13 protein-coding genes and 1 tRNA gene are annotated in these 16,846 nt (G+C 61.2%); 5 read left to right on the plus strand and 9 right to left on the minus strand.

Translation table 11 applies throughout. The features are described from left to right. Nucleotides 1–181: 181 nt before the first annotated feature. From EEB11_RS20205 to ypfJ, 3 genes are all read right to left on the minus strand, one after another. On the minus strand, nucleotides 182–2,830 hold the full coding sequence (locus tag EEB11_RS20205) for a Hint domain-containing protein (protein ID WP_135428651.1): 2,649 nt from the start codon (nucleotides 2,828–2,830) through the stop codon (nucleotides 182–184). A 775-nt stretch (nucleotides 2,831–3,605) separates the two neighbouring features. Further along, nucleotides 3,606–3,690 (minus strand) — tRNA-Leu (locus tag EEB11_RS01575). 55 nt (nucleotides 3,691–3,745) lie between these two features. Beyond that, nucleotides 3,746–4,588 (minus strand): KPN_02809 family neutral zinc metallopeptidase, encoded by an 843-nt coding sequence (gene ypfJ, locus EEB11_RS01580; protein ID WP_135428652.1) that lies wholly within the window; start codon nucleotides 4,586–4,588, stop codon nucleotides 3,746–3,748. Nucleotides 4,589–4,711: 123 nt separating this feature from the next. On the opposite strand from ypfJ, the gene EEB11_RS01585 reads away from it, so the two are divergent. Together EEB11_RS01585 and EEB11_RS01590 are read left to right on the plus strand one after the other, a co-directional pair. Beyond that, nucleotides 4,712–5,290 carry a YqaA family protein gene (locus tag EEB11_RS01585; RefSeq protein WP_135428653.1) on the plus strand — a complete coding sequence of 193 codons (579 nt, stop codon included), beginning with the start codon at nucleotides 4,712–4,714 and terminating at the stop codon, nucleotides 5,288–5,290. Continuing rightward, nucleotides 5,290–5,760 (plus strand): disulfide bond formation protein B, encoded by a 471-nt coding sequence (locus EEB11_RS01590; RefSeq protein ID WP_135428654.1) that lies wholly within the window; start codon nucleotides 5,290–5,292, stop codon nucleotides 5,758–5,760. The genes EEB11_RS01585 and EEB11_RS01590 overlap by 1 nt, the downstream gene beginning before the upstream one ends. A gap of 3 nt (nucleotides 5,761–5,763) precedes the next feature. On the opposite strand, the gene EEB11_RS01595 is transcribed toward EEB11_RS01590, so the two are convergent. Further along, nucleotides 5,764–6,969: a deoxyguanosinetriphosphate triphosphohydrolase gene (locus tag EEB11_RS01595; RefSeq protein WP_135428655.1), complete on the minus strand. Its 1,206-nt coding sequence runs from the start codon at nucleotides 6,967–6,969 to the stop codon at nucleotides 5,764–5,766. Between the two features lie 75 nt (nucleotides 6,970–7,044). On the opposite strand from EEB11_RS01595, the gene EEB11_RS01600 reads away from it, so the two are divergent. After that, nucleotides 7,045–7,392: a HesB/IscA family protein gene (locus EEB11_RS01600; protein ID WP_135428656.1), complete on the plus strand. Its 348-nt coding sequence runs from the start codon at nucleotides 7,045–7,047 to the stop codon at nucleotides 7,390–7,392. A 66-nt stretch (nucleotides 7,393–7,458) separates the two neighbouring features. After that, nucleotides 7,459–8,238 (plus strand): exodeoxyribonuclease III, encoded by a 780-nt coding sequence (xth, locus tag EEB11_RS01605; RefSeq protein WP_135428657.1) that lies wholly within the window; start codon nucleotides 7,459–7,461, stop codon nucleotides 8,236–8,238. Here the strand turns inward: xth and rarD are convergent. The 5 genes from rarD to EEB11_RS01630 form a co-directional block, all read right to left on the minus strand. Next, the gene (rarD, locus tag EEB11_RS01610) at nucleotides 8,222–9,184 is read right to left on the minus strand and encodes an EamA family transporter RarD (protein WP_135428658.1); all 963 of its coding nucleotides are present in this window, start codon (nucleotides 9,182–9,184) and stop codon (nucleotides 8,222–8,224) included. The two genes, xth and rarD, sit on opposite strands and share 17 nt — an antisense overlap. A 58-nt stretch (nucleotides 9,185–9,242) precedes the next feature. Beyond that, nucleotides 9,243–9,659, minus strand: a complete 417-nt coding sequence (locus tag EEB11_RS01615; protein ID WP_135428659.1) for a cupin domain-containing protein — start codon at nucleotides 9,657–9,659, stop codon at nucleotides 9,243–9,245. 88 nt (nucleotides 9,660–9,747) lie between these two features. Further along, nucleotides 9,748–11,025, minus strand: a complete 1,278-nt coding sequence (gene eno / locus EEB11_RS01620) for a phosphopyruvate hydratase (RefSeq protein WP_135428660.1) — start codon at nucleotides 11,023–11,025, stop codon at nucleotides 9,748–9,750. Nucleotides 11,026–11,064: 39 nt separating this feature from the next. After that, the gene (locus EEB11_RS01625; RefSeq protein WP_135428661.1) at nucleotides 11,065–11,964 is read right to left on the minus strand and encodes a DMT family transporter; all 900 of its coding nucleotides are present in this window, start codon (nucleotides 11,962–11,964) and stop codon (nucleotides 11,065–11,067) included. Then, complete coding sequence (locus EEB11_RS01630) at nucleotides 11,961–12,380, minus strand: Fur family transcriptional regulator (RefSeq protein ID WP_135428662.1); 420 nt, start codon at nucleotides 12,378–12,380, stop codon at nucleotides 11,961–11,963. The genes EEB11_RS01625 and EEB11_RS01630 overlap by 4 nt, the downstream gene beginning before the upstream one ends. Before the next feature lie 697 nt (nucleotides 12,381–13,077). On the opposite strand from EEB11_RS01630, the gene EEB11_RS01635 reads away from it, so the two are divergent. Beyond that, nucleotides 13,078–16,767 (plus strand): vitamin B12-dependent ribonucleotide reductase, encoded by a 3,690-nt coding sequence (locus tag EEB11_RS01635; protein WP_135428663.1) that lies wholly within the window; start codon nucleotides 13,078–13,080, stop codon nucleotides 16,765–16,767. Nucleotides 16,768–16,846 lie beyond the last annotated feature (79 nt).

Consider the following 16,846-nt stretch of genomic DNA (forward strand, 5'->3'; position numbering starts at 1 on the left):
TGGATACTGGTGGAAGGGGGCGCGACTTTGGCAAAACGTGGCCAAAAGGTGGCTGTGGCATGGTTTGTTGCTGCCACCGACACAATCAGCGGCACCATTTTCGCAAACGGGCAATGGGGCCCCGATTGGAGCCCCTTTGCCGTCGGACCCTGTGATCAGGACCGTTGCTGCAAACCCCGTGTCAGCGCACCAGAAGGCGGGCTTCGTGTTTTTTCAGCGTCTTGCGGGCGGCCTGATAGGCCTCGACCCCGGCAGGCGCTTTCAGTTCGGGGAACAGTTCCATCAACTCGCTGCGCTGGGAATTGCCAAGCCCTTTCAGGGTGTAATCCCCAGGCTGGAAGCTTTCGGTCCAGGCACCGTTCGACAGTACAACTTCATGCTGGTCGAACATGAAGTGGAAATAGGTGGTGCCCACCGAGTCAACCTGATGAATCCCCTTGCCGCCGATCAGGTGCTTGGCCGCAACCAGCACTTCATGTTCATCAAAATACAGGGCGGTCCGGTCGTTGGCCACCAGCACGCGGTGGTTGGGCGACAGCATCATGTCCCGCTCTGGCAGGCCGTTGCCAAGGCTGCCGGCCCTGACCATCACCGGGCGCAGATGCGGGTTGCCGGCAAAATCATGCCAGCCCATGGTCTTGGCCCCCATCCAGCGGATCTCCTGAATGCCATTGTCACGGGTGATGACCTTGTCGCCAACGCGCAGGTTTTCGACCGCAACTTCGCCTTTGGGGGTGGCAATCAGGGTGCCGGGGGTAAAACACACGATGCTTTCAATGTTTGTGAACTCGGACCGGCCGATGACATTGCCTTCGTCATCGAAATATTCAACGTACCCGTCCCACCCGTTGCCATCACTGTCAACATTGGTGCGCACCACGTTGCGCGGGCCTGTGCCGCGCAGATCAAGCGTATCCCAGTCGTCGCCTTCTGACCCGCCGAACACGGAATCGCCCACGCCCACCCCGGTAAAGGTGTCGCGGTCCGCGCCGCCAAAGGCCCGGTCGCCAAAGCCGTCCGGCGCACCTGTCACCGGGTCGCCAAGATGGATCACATCATTGCCGCTTCCGCCGAACAGCGTGTCTGCGCCATCGCCCCCGATCAGGGTGTCATCGCCCTCGCCACCGAACAGCAAATCGTTCCCGCTGCCGCCGTCCAGCAGGTCGTTGCCCGAACCGCCTTCAAGCGTGTCACGTCCGGCCCCGCCCAGCAGCGTATCATCCCCTGCCTCTCCCAGCAGGATATCATCGCCATCGCCACCATCCAGCAGATCGTTGCCGGTGCCACCGTCAAGCAGATCATTGCCGCTGCCGCCAAACAGGCTGTCATTGCCGGCGCCACCATACAGCGTGTCATCGCCATGCTCGCCGTAGAGCGCGTCATCACCAGCGTCGCCGTAGATCAGATCGTCGTCCACCCCACCATAGAGCAGGTCATTGCCTTCACCGCCAAAGATGGTGTCGTTGTCATCCATGCCATAGATGGTGTCGTTGCCCGCACCACCAGTGATATAATCGGCGTTGTTTTGCGGACGCAGATCGCCTGCGTCATTCGGGATGTTGATCGCATCGGGAAAAGACAGATCCAGTCCACCAAAGATCAGGTCATCGCCCAGCCCGCCGTCGATCCTGTCATTGCCCTCTGACCCGATGATGGTGTCATTGCCGTCACCGCCATAGATGGTGTCATTGTCGACACCGGCGTCGATATAATCGTTGCCGGTGCCGCCATAAATCAAGTCGGCGTCATCGCCCGAGAAAATGGTGTCGTTGCCAGCGCCGCCATAGATGGTGTCGCGGTTGTTGAAGGGGTCGGTGTCGGCGGGGTACAGGCCGGGATAATCGATATCGGGCTGCGGGAAATCGGTCCGCGTATCGATCAGGTCGTCGCCGTCGCCGCCGTAAACCTCATCGCGGCCACCACCGCCGAAAATCGTGTCGTTGCCGTCCTCGCCATAGACCAGATCATCGCCCGGCCCCGCATAGACAAGGTCATCGCCCAGACCGGCAAAGATCGTGTCATCGCCTTCGCCCGCGACGATACGGTCATCATTCGGCCCGTCCCCGGGGATGATCGCATCATTGCCATCGACCACATCCCCGTCAAAAGGATCAATATAGGCGGCGTCGATCAGGTCGTCACCGGGTGTTCCGCGCACAATGCCGTCGCGGTCATCGCCCCCTGCCGGAAGGTTGTCGACCGTGTCCGAAATCGAGAAGACCTCGACCGAACCGGCATAGTGCTGGTCGATGTTCTGAACGGTCCCCGCAGGCGAGGTGGACTGTCCGGCCCCGATGATCCAGTTCTGGTTTATGGACCCCATGTCCATGGTCAGGGTTGCGGGAACCGTATCGGCAAACGTGTCGCCGGTGGTCAGGTTGCTGATCTGCACCCGGCCGCCCGGTCCGGTCGCATCCCAGGAATAGCTCAGGCCGATCGTGTCGCCCGCGTTCTGAAACCCTGCGGCGGTTTCAAAAATGGTGGTGCCGGTGGCGCTTTCATGACTGATACGCACAGCCCCATCGGGCAACGACTCGACCCGGAACCCACCAGCGGTTTCGCCTTCGCTGTCGCGCGACAAAATGGTGCGCGCTTCGGTCAGGGTGGTGCCGCCTGCAAGACTGAACTGGATCTCAAGCGTCCCGCGCGTCAACTGGAACGCCGGATCGACGAAAATCTTGACAAGATCGTCCACGCCATCCAGCACGGCCCGGCCGCCGACCGATGCCGCCCCGTTGATGTATTCGCCGTTCTGGACCCCGTTGCCCGCTGCGCTGTCGGTGGCGGTCGTCGTCGGATCGTTCAGGTTGTAAAGTGCGATAATCGTCATGGTACAATTCCTTACAGCGAAAGGCCGAGCCCACCGCACAGATCACTTTGCACCGCCCCTTTCACAGGGACGACACCTCGGCGGTCTGCGATGGGCATCTGCCCCGCGCATCACACCACGCGACCTGACGTCCGGTTAAACAATCGCGTCCCTGAAAGGCAAATGCCCAAAATGACGTCATAAATCCGGCAGTACGATCCATGGTTGCCCACAGCCCGACATCCGACCCATTGCCCAGAATGCTTGGCAGCACGCTGTCACCAGACGACCGCCCCCGCGGTCAGTTGTCTTACCCAGCAAGACAATGAACAAATACAGGCCCGCATGGCTAACGGGAAGTAAAAAAGGCAAAAATGCGCCTGCGTTGTCGCAGTGGTTCTCATGGAAAGAACCCAACGGCCCACCCCGCAGATGCAAAATCGGCAGGGTGGGCGGCACAGGCCGAAAGTCACCTGTTTCCAGTATTGAAACGGCGCCTCGCGCCCGGACCAAGGATTACAAGGAATTTTGCGGCCCGCCGGACGCGCCGAACCCGCCATCCCGCCGCTTTTCCCAAAGGACGGAAACAATGCAAGGCGCAGAAAATCCCACCGTTGCAGCATCGCATTTTTGCCATTTTGCTGCTTTCACAAAGCGGTAAGCGTTTCGGAAAGCGAAACAATTAACAGTTTTCAGAACATTTGAAGCGAATCACCTATGACCCGCTGATATGCCATGGAAACTCACCCGCCATCTGGCACAGATGGTTAATTTGAATCACAAAATGCAAAGAGGATGGTGCCCGAGGTCGGACTCGAACCGACAAGCCTTGCGGCGGCGGATTTTGAATCCGCTGCGTCTACCAGTTCCACCACTCGGGCCACTCGGGAGACCCTTTAGCCGCCCCGTCGGGCGGCGTCAACAGGCTCTGCGCGGCTAGAGATCATCGGTGGCAAAGGTGTCGCAGGCGGCGATCTGGCCGGACTGCAGCCCCGCCACAAACCAGCGCGAGCGTTGCTCGGCGGTGCCATGGGTGAAGGTGTGCGGCATCGGGCGCTGACCGGCTGCGCGTTGCAATGTGTCATCGCCGATCTGCCGCGCGGCATTCACCGCCTCCTCAATATCGCCCCGGCTGATCGAGCCGAAATTCTGCGCGGCGGTCCGCGCCCAGACCCCCGACAGGCAATCGGCCTGCAATTCGATGCGAACTGATATGGCATTGCTGTCAGCCTGGCTGACCTGCTGGCGCAACTGGTTGGCCTGGCCCAGAATGCCCAGTTCATTTTGCACGTGATGCGCAATTTCATGCGCGACGACATAGGCGGCGGCAAACTCGCCCCCCGCCCCCAGCCTTTCTTCCATCACGGTGAAAAATTCCGTATCCAGATAGGCTTTCTTGTCCCCCGGGCAGTAGAACGGGCCTGTGGCCCCCGAGGCCCCGCCGCAGGGGCTTTGGGTGGCACCTTTGAACAGGACCAGCGTGGCCGGGCGATAGTCTCTGCCCAGTTGCTCTTGAAACAGCTGCGCCCAGACCTCTTCGGTATCGGCAAGGGTCACCGATACGAATTCCCCCGCCGCGATATCCGCTTGCGTCAGCTCGGTCGGGGCCGAGGGTTGCGGGTCGGTTTGCTGCAGCAAGGGGGTAACGTCGATGCCCAGGAAATAGCCGATCACCAGAACGGCGATGACCCCGACCCCGCCGATACCGCCTGCTTTTGCGCCAGAGCTGCTGCGGCGGTCTTCAATATTGCGGCTGCCTCGCCGTCCACGCCATTTCATCGCCAGCCACCCCTTGACTCGTTTTCAATGCCGACAGTAGCGAGATGCGGGCAGGTCGGAAAGCGTCCTTGACCTTACCGCACCGTCATGGTGCAAGCGTCGCGACAATAGCAGGAAGACCAGATGATCCGCGCCTTGTATGACTGGACGATCCGGCTGGCAGAACACCCGCGCGCGATCTGGGCTCTGGCCTTTGTGGCCTTCATCGAAAGTTCGGTCTTCCCGATCCCGCCCGACATTCTGATGATCCCGATGATTCTGGCCGCCCCGCGCCGGGCGTTCCTGATTGCCGCTGTGGCGACCGTTTCTTCGGTGCTGGGGGGCATGTTCGGCTATTGGATCGGCGCGGTGCTTTATGAAAGCGTCGGGCTGCCGGTGCTGGAATTCTATGGCAAAACCGACAATTTCGAGGTGTTCAGCGAGCGCTACAACGAATGGGGCGCATGGTCGGTACTGATCGCAGGCGTGACACCCTTCCCCTACAAGGTTGTGACCATCCTGTCGGGCACGACCGGGCTGGATCTGGTGGTGTTCACTGTGGCGTCTATCGCGGCCCGGGGGTTGCGTTTCTTTGTGGTGGCGGCCCTGCTGTGGAAATTCGGCGCACCCATTCGTGATTTCATCGAACGGCGTCTGGGGCTCATGTTCACGCTGTTCATGCTGCTGCTGGTGGGCGGCTTTGTTGTGCTGAAGGTGCTCTGATGTTTGCCCTGTCCTCGCGGATTCTTGTCGCCATTGCCGGGCTTGGCTCTGCCGCCGTTCTGGCCGGGGCCTTTGCGTTCCAGCACATCGGCGGTCTGGCCCCTTGCGCGCTGTGCCTGTGGCAACGCTGGCCGCATGCGGCGGCAGTTGTGATCATGGCCTTGGCGCTGCTGGTGCCGCACCGCGGCCTTCGGGTGCTGGGGGCCCTGGCCGCACTGACCACGGCGGGCATCGGCGGCTTTCACATGGGCGTGGAATACGGCTGGTGGGAGGGGTTGGCCACCTGCGGCGGCAGCGCGATCACCGGCATCAGCGTAGATGATCTGCTGAACCCGGCCGCAAATGTCGGCACCCCGGCCCGCTGCGATCAGGTGGCATGGTCGCTGGCCGGCATCTCAATGGCCGGGTGGAACATGATCCTGTCGCTGGGTCTGGCCGGGATCTGGCTGCTGTCGGCCCGGCGCACCTGAGATCTAGGACGGAAAAGACGGGCCGGTGTGGGTTTCGACCAAAGCCCCGCCACACAACCGGCCATGTTCAAGAATGGCAAAACGGTCGGTCATTCCTGCCACATAATCGGCCACCGTGCGCGCGAGTTCCGTCTGATCGGCGCAGGCCTGCACCGCATGCTCCCATTCTGCGGGCAGCAGGCCGGGGTCAGCCATGAAGGCGGCAAACAGATCCTGCACCACCTGAGTGACCTTGGCCCGCACCTCCATGACTGAGGGCGCGCGATACATGCGGTGAAACAGAAAACTGCGGATCGCCTTCAGCTCTTGGTACAGCGGCTTGGAAAAGCGGATGATCGTGGTGCCCATCAGGCGGATATCATCCACCGATTGCGGCTGCGCTGCCTCCAGCCGGCCTTGGGCCACAGCGATCACATCCTCGACCATGCGGCCAAAGACCCGGCGCAATGCTTCGTGCCGGCGCCGCATCGGGTCCAGCCCCGGGTAGATCGCATCCACCTCGGCGAAGGCGGGGCCGGTGACGGGCAGCTCCATCAGATCGGCCTCATCGAACAGGCCGGATCGCAAGCCGTCATGCAGGTCGTGGTGGGAATAGGCGACATCATCGGCAATCGCCGCGACCTGCGCCTCGGCGCTCGCATGGGTGTGCAGATGCAGATCCCACTGGGCATTCACCTCGGCCAAGGCATAGGGCAAGGGGCCCGCGTGCTTTTCATCGGCATTTTCGCCGATCACCGGGCCGTTGTGTTTGGCGATGCCTTCCAGCGATTCCCATGTCAGGTTCAGCCCGTCGAAATCGGCGTAATGCCGTTCCAGCCGCGTCACGATCCGCAGCGCCTGCGCGTTGTGGTCAAAGCCGCCATAGGGGGCCATCAGCGCCGACAACGCATCCTCGCCGGTATGGCCAAAGGGCGTGTGGCCAAGGTCATGCGCCAAGGCGATGCACTCGGCCAGATCGGTGTTCAGCCCCAGCACGCCGGCGATGGTGCGGGCGACCTGCGCCACTTCGATCGAATGGGTCAGGCGGGTGCGGTAATAATCGCCCTCATGTTCGACAAACACCTGGGTCTTGTGTTTCAGCCGCCGGAAGGCACTGGAATGGATGATCCGGTCGCGGTCCCGCTGATAGGGTGACCGGAAGGACGACATGCGTTCTTCATACAGACGACCGCGGGAGGCATCGGGTTGGCAGGCAAAAGGCGCAAGCATGGAACTGCCCGTTCTTGTTGAAATCTTCTATCGCCCTTATATTGCACCCTGAACCCCAAGGATATGTGAAAAACCATGGACCTGACCCTTCCCCCCGATGCTTTGCACCCGCGCGTCACCGACCGTGCCTTCGCCCGGCTGGCCGAAATCGCCCAGATGACAGGGGAACACAAATCGCTGCGCGTGGCCGTCGAAGGCGGCGGCTGTTCCGGGTTCCAGTATGAGATCAAGCTGGATGATCCGGCGGCGGACGATCTGGTGCTGGAAAAGAACGGGCAGCGGGTTCTGGTCGATGCGGTGTCCCTGCCCTTTCTGCAAAACGCGGTGATCGACTTCACCGAAGAGCTGATCGGCGCGCGCTTCGTGATCGAGAACCCCAATGCCAGCAGCAGCTGCGGCTGCGGCACGTCCTTTTCAATGTAGCACATGGCTTGCCTTGCGCGGATGGTTGGCCGATAGCTGGAGCCGCAACACCGAAAGGCTGGCCTCATGCGGATCGCGACCTTCAACATCAACGGTATCAAGGCCAGGGTCGAGGCGTTGCCCCGCTGGCTTCTGGCGGCAAAGCCCGATGTGGTGTGCCTGCAGGAAATCAAATCGGTCGATGAAGGCTTCCCGCGCACGCTGTTCGAAGACATGGGCTACCGGGTGGAAACCCATGGCCAGAAAGGCTTCAATGGCGTCGCCATCCTGTCGCGCCTGCCGCTGGAAGATGTGACGCGCGGCCTGCCCGGCGGTGACAGTGACGAACAGGCCCGCTGGATCGAGGCCACGGTGATGGCCCCGCGCCCGGTGCGGGTCTGCGGGCTGTACCTGCCCAATGGCAACCCGGCCCCGGGGCCGAAATACGATTACAAACTGGCGTGGATGGCACGGATGGAGGCACGGGTGCGCGCCCTGCTTGCGCTGGAAGAGGCGTTTGTCTGCGCAGGTGATTACAATGTCATCCCGCAGGCGATGGATGCCGCCCGGCCCGAGGCTTGGGTAGATGACGCGCTGTATCTGCCGCAGACGCGGGAAGCCTATCGCCGGATGCTGAACCTGGGCCTGACCGATGCCTTCCGCGCCCGCGAACAGGGCGCAGGCCATTACAGCTTCTGGGATTATCAGGCCAACTCCTGGGAGCGCAACAACGGCATCCGCATCGACCACCTGCTCTTGTCGCCGCAGGCGGCGGACCGGCTGACGGGCGCAGGCATCGACCGCGACGTGCGGGCCGGTGACAAGCCGTCAGATCACGTACCGGTCTGGATCACGCTGGCGGAGTGACTTGGGGCGGAGTGATTTGGGGCGGAGTGGCTTGGGCTGCCGCGCGCGCCCGCCCCCTCGCCCGCAGCATCGACACGGTATAAATCACCAGTGCCGCCCAGATCATCGGAAAGGCGATCAGCCGGACGGTGCCGAACGGCTCGCCAAACACAAACACCGCGATCAGGAAAATCATCGTGGGCGCGATATATTGCATCATGGCAATGGTCGACAGACGCAGCTTTTTGGCCCCGTTGGCATAGATCATCAGCGGCACGGCGGTCACCACGCCGGTGCCGATCAGCAGCAGATCATCGCGCCCCACCCCCTGCCCGAAATGACCTGACCCCGGTACCTGCACCCAAAGCAGATAGCCAAGCGCAAGCGGGGCCAGCAGCATCACCTCCAGCGTGAATCCCTGATTGGGGCCGATGGGCAGCGACTTTTTCAGATAGGCATAAAAGCCCCAGGTCACCGTCAGCCCAAGCGCCACGACCGGCACCCGACCGGCGTCAAAGGTCAGCAAAAGCACCGCTATCGCAGCAAGGCCGATTGCGGCCCATTGCGCCGGGGTCAGGCGTTCCTTGAGCAACACCCGCCCCAGCAGCACCGAAAACAACGGGTTGATGTAATAGCCAAGCGCCGCCTCCAGCGCGAAACCCGCGCCAATGGCCCAGACATAGATCCCCCAGTTGACCGAGATCAGCGCAGCCGTCGCCGCCCCCATCATCAGGGTGCGCGGTGTGCGGAAGGCCTGTCGCAGATCCTGCGTGCGCCCCAGCCACAGGATCACCACCACAGCAATCGGCAAGGACCAGAGCACCCGGTGCGCGATCACCTCAATCGGCGGGATGTGGGCCACCATCTTCATGTACAGCGGCAAAAACCCCCACATCACATAGGCGGTCAGCGCATAGAAAAATCCGGCGCGGCTGTCTTCATTCGGGGCAAGGGGTGCATCAGTCATGCCGCCCGCATAGCGGTTTGGCAGGCCGCCCACCAATGCCAATTTGTGACCGGAACAATCAGCGCGGCAGATCGAACCCGGGGCCTGCCAGTACAAAGCCGGAAAAATCAAACCCCGGGCTGACAGTGCAGGAAACCAGGGAATAATCGCCCGTCGAGCGCGCCGCCTGCCAGTCACCCGCAGGCACTACGATCTGCGGCATCTGCCCGGCCAGCACCTCCGGCCCCAGCAGATGATCCACTGCCACCTCGCGCCCGACCGACAGCACCACCGGTGCCCCGGCATGCCAGAGCCAGATTTCATCGGCATCGACATGGTGCCAGTGGCTGCGCTCACCCGCCTTGAGCAGGAACAGGATCGCCGTGCCGCTGGCCCGACCCTCCACAACCGGCCCCACCCATGTCTGGCGATACCAACCGCCTTCGGGGTGCGGCGCAAGGCCCAGATGGGCAATGATCCGGTCAGCCTCTGTCATCCTGTCCCCTGCGGCTTGCATCTTTGATGAGACACTCCGGCTGGAGGCGTCCGCGATTGGCCGCAAACGCCCCCACCGGGAAGCAGTCTCAGCCCTTCAGGATAGACCGTCCGGCATATTCTGCCGTTTCGCCCAGCATTTCCTCGATGCGGATCAGCTGGTTGTACTTGGCCAACCGGTCTGACCGCGACAGCGACCCGGTCTTGATCTGGCCGCAGTTGGTGGCAACCGACAGGTCGGCGATGGTGCTGTCTTCGGTTTCACCCGAGCGGTGGCTCATGACATTGGTATAGCGCGCGCGATGCGCCATATCGACGGCCTGCAGCGTTTCGGTCAGGGTGCCGATCTGGTTGACCTTGACCAGCATGGAGTTGGCAACGCCTTTGCGGATGCCTTCGGCCAGACGCTTGGGGTTGGTCACGAACAGGTCGTCACCCACCAACTGGATCTTGTCGCCGATGGTGTCGGTCAGCAGTTTCCAGCCTTCCCAGTCATCTTCCGAACAGCCGTCTTCGATGCTGATGATCGGGTAGTCAGCGGCAAGCGAGGCAAGGAAATCGACGTTTTCAGAGATGGTTAGCGAGCGACCTTCACCCTTCATCTCATACTTGCCGCCCTTGAAATATTCGGTCGCGGCACAATCGAGGGCGAGGAACATATCCACCCCCGGCTTGAACCCGGCCTTTTCGATTGATTTCAGAATGAAATCAAGCGCATCCCGGGCAGAGTTCAGGTTGGGTGCGAACCCGCCCTCGTCCCCCACATTGGTGTTGTGACCGGCCTGGCTCAGCTCTTTCTTCAGGGTATGAAACACCTCTGACCCCATGCGGATGGCGTCGCGGATGTTGTCCGCGCCAACCGGCATGATCATGAATTCCTGAATATCGATAGGATTATCAGCATGTTCGCCGCCGTTGATGATGTTCATCATCGGCACAGGCAGCACGCGGGCCGAGGTGCCGCCGATATAGCGGAACAACGGTTGTGCGGTAAATTCGGCGGCGGCTTTGGCGACAGCCAGCGATATGCCCAGAATGGCATTCGCCCCAAGCCGCGATTTGTTCGGCGTGCCGTCCATCTCGATCATCGTGCGGTCGATGCCGACCTGTTCGGTCGCGTCATAGCCCACCAGCTCTTCGGCCAGTTCGCCGTTCACAGCAGCCACGGCGTCCAGCACGCCCTTGCCCATATAGCGGGATTTGTCGCCGTCGCGCTTTTCATTCGCCTCATGCGCGCCGGTCGATGCCCCCGAGGGCACAGCGGCGCGCCCCATGGCGCCACTTTCCAGCGTCACGTCCACTTCAACAGTGGGATTGCCGCGGCTGTCGAGGATTTCGCGGGCGTGGATGTCGATGATCGTGCTCATGGGGGCTCCGTATGGCGGATGATGCTCTCGGCTCCGTCTTTACCTTGCGTCGCGCTTTATGGAAAGGGCGCGCTTTACCCGGGCCTCACGCATGAAGGTATAAAGCCCTGATCCGATGACCAGTGCAGACCCGGTCAGCATCCAGACATCCGGGCGCTCTCCAAGGAAGATCATTGCCAGGATCATCGCAAACACCAGCCGGGCATAGCGGAACGGGGCCACCACCGAGACCTCGCCCAGACGCATGGCCGCTGTCACCGCGTAATAGCCGAACAGCCCGGTGATCAGCGCGCCTGTCAGGTCAAGCCATTGCGACGGATCAATGGCCCGCAGGGGTTGCCCCTGCAACGCCATCAGGATCAGCCCGGCAGGCACCAGCGACAGATAGGCCCAGGTGGTCAGCTGGAACGTGCCGATGCTGATATCCATCACCCGCGTCGACAGATCGCGCGCCGCCATCAGGAACACGCAGGCGACCGTCAGCAAGCCAGCCATGCGAAAGCCTTCCGTGCCCGGCTGCAGGATGATCAGCACCCCGGCAAAGCCGACCGAAATGGCCGTCCAGCGCCGCCAGCCGACCTTTTCCCCCAAAACCAGTGCGGCCCCCATGGTCACAACCAATGGCGAGGCTTGCAGCAAGGCGGAATTGACCGACAGCGGGATCAGCGCAAGGGCGGTGATGTAGAGCATGGCCGCCCCCGCCTCGGACAGCGTGCGCAGAGCGGCGGCCCCGGTCAGCGCGCGGCGGGTCAGGATCGGCTGGCGCAGGCGGGCGGCGATAAGCCAGAACACCGCGGCACCCCCTGCCCCCATCATGGCAATCACCTGTCCGGGCGGCATCGTTGTGGCGGCGCGCACAAGGAACAGGTCTTCGAACGCAAACGCCGCCATGCTGGCCACCATCAAGCCCGCGGCCCGCGGGTTGTCGGCGCTGCTCATACCTTTGGCGGCTTGTTCACCGGCACGCCGAGAAGTTCCAGCCTATGCCCGATCAGCCGGTAGCCCAGCCGGGCGGCAATGCGTTCCTGCAACGCCTCGATCTCGGGATCGACGAATTCGATCACCTGACCCGAGTTCACGTCGATCAGATGGTCATGGTGATCACGCTCGGCATCTTCATAGCGGGCACGGCCATCGCCGAATTCCAGCTTTTCCAGCAGCCCGGCCTCTTCGAACAGCTTCACCGTGCGATAGACCGTGGCCAGCGAGATGCGCGGATCGACCCGCGCCGCGCGGGCGTAGAGTTCTTCGACATCGGGATGATCTTCGGCCTCACCCACGACGCGGGCGACGATGCGTCGCTGTTCGGTCATTCGGAGGCCTTTGGCCTCACAACGGGCGATGATGTCGGTCATGGGCATGCTTTTGCGGAACGTGTGTTTCCTTGCTTTAGCCCAGTGGCGCAGGGCGCGCCACCCCAAAGCCCACCGGGCGTGGATGCCTTGGGATTTCCCATGTCCCGGCAGAGGCTTCAGACCTTGCCGGCCAAGACCCGTTTGCCCGTCTTCTGTCACAGGATCATGGCACAGAGAACACAGAGGATCAGTTCGCGCCGAACGGGGGCAAGGTAGCGGGAATCAGCGCGCAGAAGGAGCAGTCGCCCGCGCGGCATCATTCCCCAATTCGCACGGGATATTAACGCCGCCACACAACCTTGCGGCATTGAAAGGGAATCTGTCCGGTCGCGCCCTGCGTGTGGGCGGCTGCAGGAAAACTGTCTGCGAGGCGGCCGGATTTCCCCGATGTCAGGCGAAACCCAAGCCGGGTTCGGTCAAGCTTTTTTTTGTGATGAATTGCTAAAAAAGGGGTTGAAGCGTCAACAGCTATACGACAGTTTGACAGCCGAACCTGGCGGAACACTAAATATGGTGTCGCTCAAGGCCAAGCAGAGAATTTACTCACGAAGCAGCGCCAAACGGCGGTGACGTCTTGCCCATGATTGTGGTCAGGCTGGCGTGATCTGTTTGGCTATCGCAACCGACAGGGCGGTGATTGAAACCAACAGGCCGCAACCGGATGTTAACCGGGGCCAATAAAACAAAGGCGGGGCAGATGAAAATCGAGCGGAAGTTCACGAGCGAAACAACCGGTGCCTATGGAGCCATGGCGTTCACCAGAACGGTGTCCGAGATTCGCAATCCCGATGGCAAGGTCGTGTTTCGCAATGATGCGGTCGAAGTGCCCGAGGGCTGGAGCCAGGTCGCGTCGGACGTGTTGGCGCAGAAATACTTCCGCAAGGCCGGCGTGCCTGCGCGTCTGAAGCCGGTCAAAGAAAAGGGCGTGCCAGAGTTTCTGTGGCGGTCCGTTGCAGATGAAGAATCCCTCGCCGCCCTGCCCGAAAATCAGCGTATCGTTGGCGAAACCAGCGCCAAGCAGGTGTTTGACCGTCTGGCCGGGGCCTGGGCGTATTGGGGTTGGAAGGGTGGGTATTTCACTACCGAAGCCGATGCGCAGGCCTATTATGACGAGATGCGCTTCATGCTGGCCCGCCAGATGGCGGCACCCAACAGCCCGCAATGGTTCAACACCGGGCTGCACTGGGCTTACGGCATCGACGGGCCGTCGCAGGGCCACTTCTATGTTGATCACAAAACCGGCAAGCTGACCCGCTCGACCAGCGCCTATGAACACCCGCAGCCGCATGCCTGCTTCATCCAGTCGGTCAAGGATGATCTGGTGGGGGACGGCGGCATCATGGACCTGTGGGTGCGTGAGGCGCGGTTGTTCAAATACGGCTCGGGCACCGGCACCAACTTTTCATCCTTGCGCGGCGAAGGCGAAAAGCTGTCGGGCGGCGGCAAGTCTTCGGGTTTGATGGGGTTCCTGAAAATTGGCGACCGGGCGGCGGGCGCAATCAAATCGGGCGGCACCACGCGACGGGCTGCCAAGATGGTGATCTGCGACATGGATCACCCCGATATCGAGGCGTTCATCAACTGGAAGGTTATCGAAGAACAGAAAGTGGCCTCGCTGGTCGCCGGATCGAAACTTCACGAGGTGCGGCTGAACGAGATTTTCACCGCCATTCGGCAGTGGGATGGTTCGGCCGAGGATTCGGTTGATCCGGGCAAGAACGTGGCGCTGAAAGCGGCGATCAAATCGGCCAAGAAGTCGATGATCCCGGACACTTACACCAATCGCATCCTGCAATATGCGAAGCAGGGTTACACCAGCATCGAATTCCCGACCTATGACGTGGATTGGGATTCCGAAGCCTATGTCACGGTGTCGGGCCAGAATTCCAACAACTCGGTCCGGGTGACGGATGCCTTCCTGCAAGCAGTAAAGGACGATGCCGATTGGGCGCTGATCCGCCGCACCGACGGCAAACCTGCCAAGACCATCAAGGCGCGCGATCTGTGGGATCAGGTGGGCCATGCCGCCTGGGCCTGTGCCGACCCCGGCATCCAGTTCCACGACACCGTCAACGCCTGGCACACCTGCCCCGAAGACGGCGCGATCCGCGGATCGAACCCGTGCTCGGAATACATGTTCCTGGATGACACCGCCTGCAATCTGGCGTCGATGAACCTGCTGACTTTCTTTGCTCACGGCAAGTTCGATGCCGAAGCCTATATCCACGCCACAAGGCTATGGACGGTCACGCTGGAAATCTCGGTGATGATGGCGCAGTTCCCCAGCCAGGAAATTGCGCAGCGGTCCTTTGATTTCCGCACGCTGGGACTTGGCTATGCCAATATCGGCGGACTGCTGATGAACATGGGCCTTGGCTACGACTCGCATCAGGGTCGTGCGATGTGCGGCGCTCTGACCGCACTGATGACCGGCGTATCCTATGCAACCAGCGCCGAGATGGCGAAAGAGCTGGGTGCCTTCTCGGGCTATGCCCGGAACCGTAGCCATATGCTGCGCGTGATCCGCAACCACCGCGCCGCAGCCCATGCGACGGGTGGATACGAAGCGCTGAACGTCAGCCCAGTGGCACTGGATCACATCAACTGCCCCGACCAGCGCCTTGTTTCGCTTGCAAAATTGGCTTGGGACGAGGCGCTGGCATTGGGGAAAGAGCACGGTTTCCGCAACGCGCAGACCACCGTGATCGCCCCCACCGGCACCATCGGTCTGGTGATGGATTGCGACACCACCGGGATCGAGCCGGACTTTGCGCTGGTCAAGTTCAAGAAACTGGCGGGCGGCGGCTATTTCAAGATCATCAACCAGTCGGTCCCGGCAGGGCTGGAGGCATTGGGCTACCCCAGCCATCAAATTGCCGAGATCGTCGCCTATGCCGTGGGCCACGGCTCTATCGCGCAGGCACCGAGCATCAATCACACCGCATTGGTCGGCCATGGCTTTGGCCCGCGTGAGATTGAAAAGATCGAAGCGGCCCTGCCTTCGGCCTTCGACATCCGCTTTGTGTTCAACCAGTGGACGCTGGGCGAGGATTTCTGCAAAGGTGCCTTGGGCATTCCCGCTGAAAAGCTGGCCGATCCGACCTTCGACCTGCTGCGCCACCTTGGCTTCACCCGCGCGCAGATCGACGCCTGCAACGACCATGTCTGCGGCACGATGACCCTGGAAGGTGCACCCTTCCTGAAAGAACAGCACCATCCGGTGTTCGATTGCGCCAATGCCTGTGGCAAACGCGGCAAAAGGTATCTGTCGGTCGACAGCCACATCTACATGATGGCCGCCGCGCAGTCGTTCATCTCTGGCGCGATTTCCAAGACCATCAACATGCCGAATTCGGCCAGCATTGAAGAAACGCTGGAAGCCTACGAGTTGTCGCATTCGCTGGGCATCAAAGCCAATGCGCTGTACCGTGACGGCTCGAAACTGTCGCAACCGCTGGCGTCGGCATTGATAGAGGATGACGACGAAGCAGAAGAGATCCTAAGCTCCGGATCGTTGCAGGAAAAGGCCATGGTGATCGCCGAGAAGATCGTCGAAAAGGTGATCATCAAGGAAATCGTCCGCAGCCACCGCGAAAAGCTGCCGGAACGGCGCAAGGGCTATACCCAGAAGGCCATCGTAGGCGGGCACAAGGTCTACCTGCGCACCGGCGAGTATCATGACGGATCGTTGGGTGAGATCTTCATCGACATGCACAAGGAAGGTGCCGGCTTCCGCGCGATGATGAACAACTTCGCCATCGCGGTCAGTGTCGGTCTGCAATACGGCGTGCCGCTGGAAGAGTTCGTGGAGGCCTTCACCTTCACCCGCTTTGAACCGGCGGGCATGGTGCAGGGCAATGACAGCATCAAGAATGCGACCTCGATCCTAGACTATATCTTCCGCGAGTTGGCAATTTCCTACCTCGACCGCACGGATCTGGCCCATGTCAAACCCACCGGTGCGTCTTTCGACGATCTGGGGCGCGGGGATGACGAGGGCAAGCCAAACTTGGCCCCGATGAACGACGCTGCCGCTTCGCGTGGGTTGGAGGTGCTGCGTCAGATCTCATCGACAGGCTATCTCCGCAAACGCCTGCCGCAAGAGTTGATTGTGCTTCAAGGCGGGATGGGGGTGACTGCACTTGCCAACGGCACAGATCCGGTGTCGGTGTTAAACACGCTGATGCCACAGGCGCGTGTAGAGGGCATGGCCGAAAGCACGTCGTCCTTTGCGATCGGCACGTCAAGCAACATTGATGCGCGGACCAAGGCAAAAATCCAAGGCTATGAAGGCGATCCCTGCGGCGAATGCGGAAATTACACACTGGTCCGCAACGGCACCTGCATGAAGTGCAACACCTGTGGTGGCACAAGTGGTTGCAGCTGAGTTTACAAGGTCAACATCTGTAAACCGAGCACCCAAAAGTCCTTGGTTTGAAAAATAAGGTTTTGAGACGATGTCACCC

It is taken from the genome of Pseudotabrizicola sediminis (assembly GCF_004745575.1).
Lineage (GTDB): Bacteria > Pseudomonadota > Alphaproteobacteria > Rhodobacterales > Rhodobacteraceae > Pseudotabrizicola > Pseudotabrizicola sediminis.

What these genes read in the sequence shown, in the direction of transcription:
- EEB11_RS20205 (WP_135428651.1), bottom strand. Translation starts at nt 2,830, where the DNA reads ATGACGATTATCGCACTTTACAACCTGAACGATCCGACGACGACCGCC.
- ypfJ (WP_135428652.1), bottom strand. Translation starts at nt 4,588, where the DNA reads ATGAAATGGCGTGGACGGCGAGGCAGCCGCAATATTGAAGACCGCCGC.
- EEB11_RS01585 (WP_135428653.1), top strand. Translation starts at nt 4,712, where the DNA reads ATGATCCGCGCCTTGTATGACTGGACGATCCGGCTGGCAGAACACCCG.
- EEB11_RS01590 (WP_135428654.1), top strand. Translation starts at nt 5,290, where the DNA reads ATGTTTGCCCTGTCCTCGCGGATTCTTGTCGCCATTGCCGGGCTTGGC.
- EEB11_RS01595 (WP_135428655.1), bottom strand. Translation starts at nt 6,969, where the DNA reads ATGCTTGCGCCTTTTGCCTGCCAACCCGATGCCTCCCGCGGTCGTCTG.
- EEB11_RS01600 (WP_135428656.1), top strand. Translation starts at nt 7,045, where the DNA reads ATGGACCTGACCCTTCCCCCCGATGCTTTGCACCCGCGCGTCACCGAC.
- xth (WP_135428657.1), top strand. Translation starts at nt 7,459, where the DNA reads ATGCGGATCGCGACCTTCAACATCAACGGTATCAAGGCCAGGGTCGAG.
- rarD (WP_135428658.1), bottom strand. Translation starts at nt 9,184, where the DNA reads ATGACTGATGCACCCCTTGCCCCGAATGAAGACAGCCGCGCCGGATTT.
- EEB11_RS01615 (WP_135428659.1), bottom strand. Translation starts at nt 9,659, where the DNA reads ATGACAGAGGCTGACCGGATCATTGCCCATCTGGGCCTTGCGCCGCAC.
- eno (WP_135428660.1), bottom strand. Translation starts at nt 11,025, where the DNA reads ATGAGCACGATCATCGACATCCACGCCCGCGAAATCCTCGACAGCCGC.
- EEB11_RS01625 (WP_135428661.1), bottom strand. Translation starts at nt 11,964, where the DNA reads ATGAGCAGCGCCGACAACCCGCGGGCCGCGGGCTTGATGGTGGCCAGC.
- EEB11_RS01630 (WP_135428662.1), bottom strand. Translation starts at nt 12,380, where the DNA reads ATGACCGACATCATCGCCCGTTGTGAGGCCAAAGGCCTCCGAATGACC.
- EEB11_RS01635 (WP_135428663.1), top strand. Translation starts at nt 13,078, where the DNA reads ATGAAAATCGAGCGGAAGTTCACGAGCGAAACAACCGGTGCCTATGGA.